Here is a 10,446-nt window from a genome sequence, read left to right as displayed (position 1 = left end):
GCCGGAAGTGGGGCAAGGTCTTCGTGGACGCAACGGCATTCGGCAACGCCGTTGCTACACCGGGCAGCGCGGCCATCAAACCGAGCGTGCCCAAGCCACCGCCGAATCGGGCGATGGCGTCGCGACGGGAGAGCGGGATGTTCATGTCTGAAAAGGGTTGCGTCGGATGCTGCCGGCCATCCGCATGCAACTCGCTGACGTCTTTTGGACCCACTCTCTCACTTCTTCTTCAACGTGAAATCATGCGGTTGGGTCGCGGCGAAGATCTCCCACCGCTGGTTGAGTGCCGCCACGGTCGGCACACCGGCGTGGATGTAAACGGCGTAGCGCAGTTGCAGCGGCTTGCCGAGCGGCACCACGCGCGGCGCGTCGAACGTGAGCGAACTGCCCATCCAGCCGTCCACGCGCACGTGGAAGACGGTCGGGTGGTTCGGGTTGGACGGATGGTCCAGCAGCGTTGCGCCCTCGTTCGCGCCGGGTGCGATGGGGCCGGAATAGTCGCACCAGCGCGCAGATTTCCAGAAGCAGCCGTTCTCGCCCTGCTCGTCCACGTTGCCGGCGGAGTTGCGGATGGTGCCGCCGCCGTCGTTCACGCCGATGGTCTTGGCCATGCGCACGGCAAACAGGCCGAACGGGGTCTTGCCGAAGGTGGCATCCTTGCCGCGCGGTTCAAGGAGAAGGTCCACGACGAGGAGCCATTCGTTGTTGGGCAGCGCCTCGACGGCCGTGCGGCGGCGTTCCTGCACAAGCACACGTCCGTCCTTGTCGGTCCAATGGGTGATGATGGTGGCGGCGGTGGACGCGGCGCCATCCTCGAGCAGTTCGCAGCGCTGGCCGATGATGCGGCCGGCGTTCGTGGCGCGGTCGCCCCAAAAGGTGACACCGTTGACGTCGTGGTGCGCGACCCAGATGGAGTTGTGGTGGCTGTGCCCGACAGGGTCGTGTGGATGCCCCATGCGCGTGACGGGGCGGCCACCGGGCCCGATGACGGGAAAGACAAATGGACGGTTGAGCGTCGGGCCGAAGTGCAGGCGCGAGATTTCCGCGCCGTCGCGGGTGAAGGAGACCTGGTCGTAGGGCAGTGGGACGGCTTGGAAACGCGGGACGGGCCTGGCGTTCGGGAGCGGGAGCTGCGCAGGGAGCGAGTTCACGGCTGACCCGATGAGAGCCGCGACGAGCACGCGGACAAAGGCGAGCCGTTCGGGGAATTGCATGCGAGCAGGGAACACGATCCGCGGGGCGGGGTCAATCGCGGGTGGGCTTGAGCGTCAGTCGGATCGTCATGGCTCGGGCGCCCGCAAGCCGACCCACCGGGCCATGGCCGAAACAAGGCAGGCAAACCCGGTTTAAACGAACGGCAAAAAATGTTGCGAAACTGCTTTTGAACTGGCCCGGCACCTGATAGGGTGGTTCTCCCATGGCAACGCAGCAGAAGAGCCGGACAAGTCGAACCGCCACCATCGAGTTCCAGACCGGGCAGGTCTGGGTGATGGCGGCCTCCAACCTCCGCATCGGGCTGATCGGGAAGACGCTCGTGCATTACAAGCACTACAAGGGCGCCGCCCCGCGCGGCACCGTGTCGCTCGCCAACAAGGCGGCGCTCCAGCGCTATCTCATCCAAAACAAGGCCGTGCTGGTCCGGTCGTAGCGGGACCGGCCCGACCCTCCACCGTCTGCTGCCGGGCCTGCCCCTGCAGTCACGTCCGTCTGGACAGGATTGAGACCTGTCGCACAATCTGCCGCGCCAACCATGCGCGACCTACCTGACCCCCTCGACCAGGCCGGACGCACCGTCGTGCGGTGGCGCGGACGGGAATTCGCCTATTTCGGCGGCTGTGACTATCTCCGGATGTCCGGCCATCCCTCTGTGCTGCGGGCGCTTCAGGACGGGGCGAAGGCAGGCGGACTGAACGTCGCGGCGTCGCGGAAGACCACCGGCAACCACGGCCTCTACGAATTGCTTGAGCGCGAATGCGCTCGGTTCTTCGGCGCAGAACGAGCCGTGCTGCTGCCCAACGGCTACCTCACAAACCTCGCCGTGGCCCAGGCGCTCGCGGGACGCTTCACGCACGTGCTGCTCGACGCGCGCGCCCACGCAAGCCTGCTGGATGCCGCGCCCGCGTTCAGCGCGCGAGTGGCCGGCTTCCCACATCGCAACCCGGCCGGGCTTGGCCACGCGCTCAAGAGACTCGGGCGAGCTGCGAAGCCCGTGGTCTTGACCGACGGCGTGTTCGGGCACGACGGCTCCGTCGCGCCGCTCGCCTCGTATCTGGCGCTCTTGCCGCGCGACGGGTGCATCCTCGTGGACGACGCGCACGGCGCGGGCGTGGTCGGCAGGCGCGGGCGCGGCACGCCGGAGCTTGAGAAGGTCAGCCGCGAGCGGGTGATCCAAACGATCACGTTCAGCAAGGCGTTCGGCGTGTTTGGCGGCGCGGTGCTGGCCTCCCGCGATGTTTGCGCGCAAATCGTCGCGCGGAGCCGGGCTTGGACCGGGTGCACTCCCCTGCCCCTGCCCGTGGCGGCGGCCGCGCTCGCATCCCTCAAAACCCTGCGCGCCGACGACTCGCGGCGCGTCCGGCTCGCCGGAATTACGCGCTTCGTGAAAGCGCGCTTGAAGCCGGCCGGCCTGGAAATCCCGGACACACCCGCGTCCATCATCGCCATCACGCCGACGGCTACACGACACACGCGGCGACTTTCCCAGCAGCTCGTCGCGGCGGGCGTGTTCCCGAGCTTGATCCGCTATCCGGGCGGGCCGGAAGGCGGCTACTTTCGCTTCGCGCTCTCGAGCGAACACACACTGGAGCAACTGGCCGCGCTCGTGCGCGTCTTGCAATACAACGGCCGGCAGGCCGAAGTCCACTGACGCGCCCGTGGCAGCCCATTCCAACCGGATTGAGTTTTTCAACCGCCACACCGGCCGCGTGGAGGTGGAGCAAATCTACGGGCTCGGTTGGATGCGGTTCATCTACGGCACGCCGCCCGGTCGGCTTGCGCTCGAATGGGTGGCCAAGCACGCGTGGTTCTCCGCGTGGTATGGTGCGCGGATGGACACGCCGGCAAGCTGCGAGCGCATCGCGCCCTTCCTCGCCGAATACGGGCTGGACCCCGCGGAGTTCGTGAAGCGGCCCGGGGAATTCACCTCGTTCAACGACTTCTTCATCCGCGCCCTCAAGCCCGGTGCCCGCCCCGTGGACGTCGCGCCCGGAGCGGTCGTCTTCCCCGCGGACGGCCGGCACCTCGGCCTGCAGGACATTTCGCGCGTGGACGGCATCTTCGTGAAAGGCCAGCGGTTCGACCTCGCCACGCTCGTGGGGGACGCCCCACTCGTCGAGCGGTTCCGCGAAGGCGCCGCCGTGATGTCGCGGCTTTGCCCGGTGGACTATCACCGGTTTCATTTCCCGGCAGCCGGCGTGCCGGGCGCGCCGCGGCTTATCAACGGGCCGCTCTATTCCGTGAGCCCCATCGCCCTGCGCCGGAACGTCGCCTACCTGTGGCAGAACAAGCGCATGCTCACGCAACTCGAGACGCCCGACCTCGGCCGCGTGCTCCTCCTGGAAATCGGCGCGACCAACGTGGGCTCGATCGTCGAGACGTTCGAGCCGGGAAAGCCTGTGACGAAGGGCGCGGAGAAAGGCCACTTCAGATTTGGCGGAAGTTCCATGGTCACCATCTTCGAGCGAGGCCGCGTGAAGCTCGCCGAGGATCTGATCGAGCAAACGGCACGGTCCCGCGAACTCTACGCGCACATCGGCAGCCGCATGGCCGTGCGCGCATGACCGCGTGACTGCATGAAATCGCCCGCGCCCGCACGGTCGCACGCCTCGGCTGACGTAACTGCCCAAAAAGAAGGCCCGTCCTCCCGGACGGGCCCGTGGAATGGATCGCGATGCCCGTGGCTTACTTCGCCGCCTCGGCGGGCTTGGCTTCGTCGGTCACCTTCGCAGGCGCCGGCGCGTCGGAGGGCGGCGTGTAGTCCACCCACTCGAGGATGGCGAGCTTTGCGGCGTCACCCTTGCGCTGGCCGAGCTTGATGATGCGCGTGTAGCCGCCATTGCGGTCCTTGAACGCGGGGGCGATGTCGTCGCAGATGATGCGGACGACGTCCTCGTATTTGCGCCAGCGCTCGCGCAGGACCCTTCCGGGGCGCGTGGGCTTGCCCTTGAAGTGTGTGCGCGCGTTGGCCCGGAGCCGCGCGGCAAGGAGCCGGCGGCAATGGATGTTCTCGGCAACCGCGACGGCCTTCTGCTTCGGGTCGGTGGCGGCGGCGGCCGCCGCCATGGCCCGCTGGGCACGCCGTCCGAGCGTGAGCATCTTCTCCGCGAGCGGGCGGACGACCTTGGCCTTGGCGAGCGTCGTCGTGATGCGTTTGTGCTTGATGAGGCTCTTGACCATGATGGCGAGCATCGTGTTGCGATGCTCACCCGTCCGGCCGAGCTTGGCGGTGCGCTTGAGGTGACGCATAGGGGCGGGTGGTCAGAGCTTGGGCTCTTCCTTCGGCGACTCGAGCAATCCAGGCTCGAAGGTCATGCCGAGGGTGAGGCCGTGCCCGGCGAGCTTGTCCTTGATTTCGTTCAGGGACTTCTTGCCGAAGTTGCGATACTTGAGCATCTCCTGCTCGGTCTTCATCGCGAGCTGGCCGACGGTGGTGATGTTCGCGTTGTTGAGGCAGTTCGCTGCGCGCACGGAGAGCTCGATCTCGTTGACGCTCATGTTGAGGAGCTTCTTGAGCTTGTTCACTTCCTCGTCCTGCTTGTCCTCGATCTCCTCGAACTGCACGGCGTCCTTGTCGAACCCGACAAACACGTCGAGGTGATGGCCGAGGATGGCCGCGGATTGCGTGAGCGCGTCGTGCGGGGTGATGCGGCCGTCGGTCCAGATTTCGAGGACCAACCGGTCGTAGTCGGTGCGCTGCCCGAGGCGAGCGGCCTCGACGCCGTACCGCACACGGCTGACCGGGGAGAACAACGAGTCAATCGCGATCACGCCGATCGGCTGGTCGGGTTTCTTATTGTCGTCCGCCGCGCAAAAGCCTCGCCCCTTGCGAACCTGGAGTTCCATCGAGAATTTCTTCTTTTTGTCGAGGGTGCAGATGATCTGGTCGGTGTTGACAAGCTCGACGTTCTGGTTGAGCCGGATGTCGCCGGCGGTCACGGCCCCTTCCTTGTTCACCGACAGGTAGAGTGTCTGCGGTTCGTGGGTGGTGGCCTTGAACTTGACCTTCTTGAGGTTGAGGACGATTTCGGTGACGTCCTCGACGACGCCTTCGACGATCGTGAACTCGTGCTGCGCGCCGTCGATCTTGACGGAGGTGACGGCGGCGCCCTCGAGTGAACTGAGGAGGACGCGGCGCAGGGAGTTGCCGATGGTGTGGCCGTAGCCGGTTTCAAACGGCTCGGCGACGAACTTGCCGTAGGTGTCGGTGTTCGCCTCGTCTGGGGTGAGTCGGCGCGGCTTCTCGAACGGACTGAGTCGGACTGGCATGTTGTTTGGTTCCTCGCAGTTTTAACCTGACCTCGGACGCTTGATTCCCGCCGCGCCTCCGGCCCGTATAACTGCATTGTGCCCCGGTGAAGGGGCGGTTGTTTTCAGCGGGAATAAAATTCGACGACCGCCTGCTCGTTGGCGATGGGATTGATGTCCTCGCGCGACGGCACGCGAGCCATGGTGCCCTTGAGCGCCTCTCGGTCGAGCGCAAGCCACTCGGGAACGGCGCGACTCGTCGTGCCCTCAAGGTTCTTCAGCGCGATTTGCTTGGAGCGGACGTGATCCTTGATCTGCACCACGTCATTTACCCGGACGGCGAAGGACGGTGAGCTGACCTTGCGTCCGTTGACGGTGATGTGACCGTGGTTGACCAGTTGCCGTGCCGCGGGCCGGGTGATCGCAAGGCCGAGGCTGTAAACCACACTGTCGAGGCGCGTCTCGAGCATTTGCAGCATCGTCACGCCGGTCACGCCGCGCTTGCGCAGGGCGCGCTCGTAAACGCCTCGGAACTGGCGCTCCATCAGGCCGTAATAGTAACGGAGCTTCTGCTTCTCGATGAGGCCGAGACCGTAGTCGGTCACCTTGCGGCGGGACTTGGGGCCGTGAACGCCGGGTCCGTAGGGACGCCGGTCGAGATACTTCGAGGGGCCGAAGATCGGCTGGTTAAACCTGCGGCTGATGCGGACGCGGGGACCTGTGTAGCGAGCCATAATTCCGGGGTGCGAGGTGCGTGCTCTGTGTGAATTTAGACGCGGCGCTTCTTGCGCGGGCGGCATCCGTTGTGAGGAACGGGCGTCACGTCCTTGATGGTGGAGATTTCGAGACCGATTGCCTGCAAGGCGCGGATCGCAGACTCGCGACCGGAGCCAGGACCGCTGACGCGGATCTCGACTTCGCGCATGCCGTGCGACATCGCCTGGCGGGCGGCGTCCTGCGCGACTTGTTGCGCGGCAAAGGCCGTGCTCTTGCGCGAGCCCTTGAATCCGACACGGCCGGCACTCGACCAGCCGATGGTGTTGCCCTGCATGTCGGTGATGGTGACCAGCGTGTTGTTGAAGGAGGCGAGGATGTTTGCGATCCCCACGGAAATGTTCTTCGCGTGCTTCGCCTTGATGATCTTTTTGCCAGCCATCTCGTCGGCGAGAAGTTCGGCCGCAGTCGGTGCGACCACAACGGGCGGGGCCGCGGGATCCACGGGCTTGGCCCCGGCGTCAGCCGCGGTTGCGGCCGCGTCGCCCTTGTCGGCCTTCTTGCCCTTGGCGGCTTTCTCGGCCTTGGCGGGCTTCGTCGCAGGCTTCTCCGCGCCGGGAGGCGCGGCGGGGGTTTCGGCTGGTTTGGGTGTCTCGTCTGGCATGTTGTGAATCAGTGGATGCCCACCTTGGCGTTGGGATTGCGCTGCACGCCGACCGTCTTGCGCGGTCCCTTGCGGGTGCGGGCGTTGGTCTGGGTGCGCTGGCCGCGGACCGGCAGACCGCGGAGGTGGCGGATGCCGCGGTAGCACTTGATGGCTTGCAGACGCTTGAGGTTCAGGCCGATTTCGCGCCGCAGGTCACCCTCGATGACATACTTGCCCTCCTGGATGACGTGGAGGATGTGGGAGAGTTGCTGCTCGCTCAGGTCCTTGGCACGGATGGCCGGGTCAATTTGGGCGCGCTCGATGATCACCTTCGCATTGGAAGGGCCGATGCCGTAAAGGGTGCGGAGCGCAATGTCGATGCGCTTGTTGCCGGGGAGGTCAACGCCGAGGAGTCGTGCCATAAATCAGGAGATGGTGGGTTAGCCTTGCCGCTGCTTGTGGCGCGGGTTGGTGCAAATGACACGCAGCACCCGTTTGCGTTTGACGATCTTGCAGTTTTCGCAAAGGCGCTTAATGGATGCGCGAACTTTCATTATTGTTGTTCGTTTGTTCCGTCTTCACCACGGCGCCCTTCGACAAGTCGTAGGGCGACAGTTCCACCGTCACTCGCTGGCCCGCGGCGATGCGGACGAATTCCATCCGGAGCCGGCCCGATGGAAACGCCATCAGCCGGTGCCCGTTGGCAAGCCGGACGCGACACATCCGGTTGGGCAGCACCTCGTCTACGATGCCTTCAACTCGGATGGCGTCCTGGCTGGCCACGTCAGTATTTCCGGTTCGCCGTCCCGGACCACAACCGTATGTTCCATGTGCGCCGACGGCAGGCCGTCGACCGTCACCACCGTCCACTTGTCCTTCAAAATCTTCACCTGCGCGGTGCCTGCGTTCACCATCGGCTCAATGGCGATCACCATGCCGGGCTTGAGCTTCGGCGACGACTTGCCGTGCTCGACAAAATTCGGCACCTGAGGGTCCTCGTGCACCGACCGCCCGACGCCGTGTCCGACAAACTCGCGGACGACGTTGAACCCGTGGCTCTCCACGAATTCCTGCACGGCCCGCGAGATGTCCACCACGCGGTTGCCGGCGACCGCACGGGAAACACCTTCATACAAGGCTCGTTCCGTCACATCAATCAATTTTTGCGCCAGCAGGTCGCATCCGCCCACGGCCACCGTGCGGGCTGTGTCGCCGATGTAGCCGTCGAGCCGGACGCCGACATCCAGGCTGATAATGTCGCCAAACTGGACCCGCCGCGGCCCGGCCAGCCCGTGCACCACTTCCTCGTTCACCGAGATGCAGATGTTGCATGGATACTTCTTGTAGCCGAGGAACGCGCTTCGCGCGCCGTGCGCCGCGATCCGCCCGGCGGCAAAATCGTCGATGTCCTTCGTGCTGACGCCCGGCTGGATGAAGCCCGCGACCTCGTCGAGGACCGTGGCTGCCACGTTTCCCGCGGCACGCAGGGCTTCATGTTCCCGCTGGTTTGTAATCGTCATCCGGCCAGGGCCGCTCTCACGGCGGCGTAAAGTTCATTGTAAGGCAGTGCCGCGTCCACGACCGCAAGCCGCTCGAGCTGCCAGTAGTAGCTCACCAGCGGCTCGGTCTGCCGGTTGTAAACGTCGAGCCGCCGCCGGACCACTTCGACATCGTCGTCCCGCCGCTGGACCAGCACGGTCTCGCAGTCATCGCACACGCCTTCGCGCTTGGGCGGCAGGTGGGCGAGGTGGAACGTCGAGCCGCAACGCGGACAGGCCCTGCGCCCGGAAATCCGCGAGAGGATGACCGATTCTTCGCACTCGAAGAAGAGGACGCTCTCAATGTCCAGTCCCTGCGACCCCGCCCATTCGTCGAGCAACTCGGCCTGCTTGAGCGTGCGCGGGAATCCATCGCTGATGAATCCCGTGTCGCCCGGCGACGCGGCCATCCAGCGTTGCACGAGTTCGAGGACGACTTCGTCCGGAACCAATTCACCGCGTTCAAGGAACGACCTGGCATGGCATCCGAGTGCCGAGCCGGACTCCGCCTCGTCGCGGAGCAACTGCCCCGTGGACATGTGGCGGTGTCCAAATTCTTTCTTCAACTGCGCGGCCACCGTCCCCTTGCCCGACCCCGGAGGTCCAAGCAAAATGACGCGGCGTTTCATGGCCTAAAGGCGGCCTTTCAACCGCGGGCCCGCGCCGCCCTTGCCGGTCTTCAGGAAACCGTCGTAGTGGCGCATCAAGAGGTGCGACTCCATCATCCGCATGGTGTCGAGCACGACGCCGACCGTGATGAGCACGCTGGTGCCGCCAAAGAATTGCGCGACGTAATAATTGATGTTCCACGCACGCGACATGAGCATCGGCAGGATGGCGATGACCACGAGGAAGACCGCGCCCGCGAGCGTGACGCGGTGCATCGTGTTGTGGAGGAACTCGCTGGTCGCCGCGCCCGGCCGCACGCCGGGGATGTAGCCGCCATACTTCTTGAGGTCGTCCGCGATTTGCAACTCGTTGAATTGCGTGGCCACCCAGAAGTAGGTGAAGAAAACCACCATCAGCGCGTAGAGCGCCATGTGCACGAACTTGTCCTCCCCGAAATGCACCGAAAGGTCGGTGAGGAACGGCACGTCCATCGACTTGCCGAGGAACTGGAGGATCTTCTCCGGAAACATCAACAACGCCTGCGCGAAGATGATCGGCATCACGCCCGCGTAATTGACGCGCAACGGCATGAAGTTGCTGCCGCCCTGCACCAGCTTGCGCCCAACCTGGCGCTGCGCGTATTGGACGGGAATCTTGCGCTGAGCCTGGGTGACGGCGATGACGCCGGCCACCACGCCCAGGAGCATCGCGACAAGCATCGCGGCGTGGAACACATTGAACCGGGTCTCGATGTCTGCGCCGGGGAAGAACATCTCCTTGACCGCCTGCACCGTGAGCGGCAGGCGCGCGAGGATGCCGACGGTGATGACGAGCGAGACACCGTTGCCGATGCCCCGCTCGCTGATTTGCTCGCCGAGCCACATGAGCAGCAGCGTGCCGGTGGTGAGGATCAGCGTGGTCTGCACCCGATACCACCAGAGATACTCGGTCATCACGAGCTGGCCCTTGAAGTCCTCGCCGAAGACCTTTGCCGGGTTTTCCCACGCCAGTGCCATCACCAAGCCCTGCCCGAGGCAGAGCACCACCGTGAGGTAACGGCCATACTGGATGATCTTGGCGCGCCCGCCCTCCTCGCGGGAGAGCTTGCTCAACTGTGGGATGACGGCGCTCAGCAACTGGATGATAATCGTCGCGCTGATATACGGCATGATGCCCAGCGACCCGATCGCGCACCGCTCAAGCGCGCCGCCCGTGAACATGCTGTAGAGGCCGAGCAACCCGCCGCCCGTGCCCTTCTGCGCCTGCAACTCAAAAAACGCCGCGAGCGACTGCCCGTCGAGGCTCGGGATCGGGCAGAGCGACACCAGCCGCGTCAGCCCCAGCAACAGCAAGGTGAACAGGATCCGGGACTTGAGCTCCGGCACCTTGAAGCAGTTGGCAAACGTCTGGAAAATGTTCTTGAGCATGCGGCGAGGGGGGCCGGGGGAAATTGCCTAAGCCTTCGGTGCCTCGGGT

The 10,446-nt window shown here is 65.0% G+C and carries 14 protein-coding genes; 3 read left to right on the top strand and 11 right to left on the bottom strand.

Features of this window, described 5'->3' with window-relative positions; translation table 11 throughout:
- Window positions 1-218: 218 nt before the first annotated feature.
- Window positions 219-1,214, bottom strand: coding sequence for a hypothetical protein (locus FJ386_14020; protein MBM3877809.1), 996 nt, complete (start codon window positions 1,212-1,214; stop codon window positions 219-221).
- A 203-nt stretch (window positions 1,215-1,417) separates the two neighbouring features.
- On the opposite strand from FJ386_14020, the gene FJ386_14015 reads away from it, so the two are divergent.
- The 3 genes from FJ386_14015 to FJ386_14005 all read left to right on the top strand — a co-directional run bounded on the left by FJ386_14015 (window position 1,418) and on the right by FJ386_14005 (window position 3,779).
- Window positions 1,418-1,648, top strand: coding sequence for a hypothetical protein (locus FJ386_14015; GenBank protein MBM3877808.1), 231 nt, complete (start codon window positions 1,418-1,420; stop codon window positions 1,646-1,648).
- A 102-nt stretch (window positions 1,649-1,750) separates the two neighbouring features.
- Window positions 1,751-2,866 carry an aminotransferase class I/II-fold pyridoxal phosphate-dependent enzyme gene (locus FJ386_14010; protein ID MBM3877807.1) on the top strand — a complete coding sequence of 372 codons (1,116 nt, stop codon included), beginning with the start codon at window positions 1,751-1,753 and terminating at the stop codon, window positions 2,864-2,866.
- Between the two features lie 91 nt (window positions 2,867-2,957).
- The gene (locus tag FJ386_14005) at window positions 2,958-3,779 is read left to right on the top strand and encodes a phosphatidylserine decarboxylase (GenBank protein ID MBM3877806.1); all 822 of its coding nucleotides are present in this window, start codon (window positions 2,958-2,960) and stop codon (window positions 3,777-3,779) included.
- Between the two features lie 121 nt (window positions 3,780-3,900).
- Here FJ386_14005 and FJ386_14000 read toward each other — a convergent pair whose 3' ends face one another.
- The 10 genes from FJ386_14000 to secY all read right to left on the bottom strand — a co-directional run bounded on the left by FJ386_14000 (window position 3,901) and on the right by secY (window position 10,397).
- A complete protein-coding gene (locus tag FJ386_14000; GenBank protein MBM3877805.1) occupies window positions 3,901-4,464 on the bottom strand; it encodes a 50S ribosomal protein L17 in 564 nt (187 codons plus the stop codon).
- A gap of 12 nt (window positions 4,465-4,476) precedes the next feature.
- Window positions 4,477-5,484 carry a DNA-directed RNA polymerase subunit alpha gene (locus FJ386_13995; GenBank protein ID MBM3877804.1) on the bottom strand — a complete coding sequence of 336 codons (1,008 nt, stop codon included), beginning with the start codon at window positions 5,482-5,484 and terminating at the stop codon, window positions 4,477-4,479.
- Between the two features lie 104 nt (window positions 5,485-5,588).
- The gene (rpsD, locus tag FJ386_13990; protein ID MBM3877803.1) at window positions 5,589-6,197 is read right to left on the bottom strand and encodes a 30S ribosomal protein S4; all 609 of its coding nucleotides are present in this window, start codon (window positions 6,195-6,197) and stop codon (window positions 5,589-5,591) included.
- 35 nt (window positions 6,198-6,232) lie between these two features.
- Window positions 6,233-6,841 carry a 30S ribosomal protein S11 gene (rpsK, locus tag FJ386_13985; protein ID MBM3877802.1) on the bottom strand — a complete coding sequence of 203 codons (609 nt, stop codon included), beginning with the start codon at window positions 6,839-6,841 and terminating at the stop codon, window positions 6,233-6,235.
- Between the two features lie 8 nt (window positions 6,842-6,849).
- The gene (rpsM, locus tag FJ386_13980) at window positions 6,850-7,245 is read right to left on the bottom strand and encodes a 30S ribosomal protein S13 (protein MBM3877801.1); all 396 of its coding nucleotides are present in this window, start codon (window positions 7,243-7,245) and stop codon (window positions 6,850-6,852) included.
- Between the two features lie 18 nt (window positions 7,246-7,263).
- Window positions 7,264-7,377, bottom strand: a complete 114-nt coding sequence (gene rpmJ, locus FJ386_13975) for a 50S ribosomal protein L36 (GenBank protein MBM3877800.1) — start codon at window positions 7,375-7,377, stop codon at window positions 7,264-7,266.
- Window positions 7,355-7,606: a translation initiation factor IF-1 gene (gene infA / locus FJ386_13970; protein MBM3877799.1), complete on the bottom strand. Its 252-nt coding sequence runs from the start codon at window positions 7,604-7,606 to the stop codon at window positions 7,355-7,357. The genes rpmJ and infA overlap by 23 nt, the downstream gene beginning before the upstream one ends.
- Window positions 7,567-8,343, bottom strand: coding sequence for a type I methionyl aminopeptidase (gene map / locus FJ386_13965; GenBank protein MBM3877798.1), 777 nt, complete (start codon window positions 8,341-8,343; stop codon window positions 7,567-7,569). Before map ends, infA begins: the two co-directional genes overlap by 40 nt.
- Window positions 8,340-8,990 carry a nucleoside monophosphate kinase gene (locus FJ386_13960; GenBank protein ID MBM3877797.1) on the bottom strand — a complete coding sequence of 217 codons (651 nt, stop codon included), beginning with the start codon at window positions 8,988-8,990 and terminating at the stop codon, window positions 8,340-8,342. Before FJ386_13960 ends, map begins: the two co-directional genes overlap by 4 nt.
- A gap of 3 nt (window positions 8,991-8,993) precedes the next feature.
- Window positions 8,994-10,397 (bottom strand): preprotein translocase subunit SecY, encoded by a 1,404-nt coding sequence (gene secY / locus FJ386_13955; protein ID MBM3877796.1) that lies wholly within the window; start codon window positions 10,395-10,397, stop codon window positions 8,994-8,996.
- Window positions 10,398-10,446: the final 49 nt, after the last annotated feature.

This window comes from Verrucomicrobiota bacterium, assembly GCA_016871675.1.
In the GTDB taxonomy this organism is placed as follows: domain Bacteria; phylum Verrucomicrobiota; class Verrucomicrobiia; order Limisphaerales; family VHCN01; genus VHCN01.
This window is presented reverse-complemented; position numbering and strand designations above follow the sequence as displayed.

Coding starts and splice junctions, on each gene's coding strand:
- FJ386_14020 (MBM3877809.1), bottom strand. CDS start 1,214: ATGCAATTCCCCGAACGGCTCGCCTTTGTCCGCGTGCTCGTCGCGGCT.
- FJ386_14015 (MBM3877808.1), top strand. CDS start 1,418: ATGGCAACGCAGCAGAAGAGCCGGACAAGTCGAACCGCCACCATCGAG.
- FJ386_14010 (MBM3877807.1), top strand. CDS start 1,751: ATGCGCGACCTACCTGACCCCCTCGACCAGGCCGGACGCACCGTCGTG.
- FJ386_14005 (MBM3877806.1), top strand. CDS start 2,958: ATGCGGTTCATCTACGGCACGCCGCCCGGTCGGCTTGCGCTCGAATGG.
- FJ386_14000 (MBM3877805.1), bottom strand. CDS start 4,464: ATGCGTCACCTCAAGCGCACCGCCAAGCTCGGCCGGACGGGTGAGCAT.
- FJ386_13995 (MBM3877804.1), bottom strand. CDS start 5,484: ATGCCAGTCCGACTCAGTCCGTTCGAGAAGCCGCGCCGACTCACCCCA.
- rpsD (MBM3877803.1), bottom strand. CDS start 6,197: ATGGCTCGCTACACAGGTCCCCGCGTCCGCATCAGCCGCAGGTTTAAC.
- rpsK (MBM3877802.1), bottom strand. CDS start 6,841: ATGCCAGACGAGACACCCAAACCAGCCGAAACCCCCGCCGCGCCTCCC.
- rpsM (MBM3877801.1), bottom strand. CDS start 7,245: ATGGCACGACTCCTCGGCGTTGACCTCCCCGGCAACAAGCGCATCGAC.
- rpmJ (MBM3877800.1), bottom strand. CDS start 7,377: ATGAAAGTTCGCGCATCCATTAAGCGCCTTTGCGAAAACTGCAAGATC.
- map (MBM3877798.1), bottom strand. CDS start 8,343: ATGACGATTACAAACCAGCGGGAACATGAAGCCCTGCGTGCCGCGGGA.
- FJ386_13960 (MBM3877797.1), bottom strand. CDS start 8,990: ATGAAACGCCGCGTCATTTTGCTTGGACCTCCGGGGTCGGGCAAGGGG.
- secY (MBM3877796.1), bottom strand. CDS start 10,397: ATGCTCAAGAACATTTTCCAGACGTTTGCCAACTGCTTCAAGGTGCCG.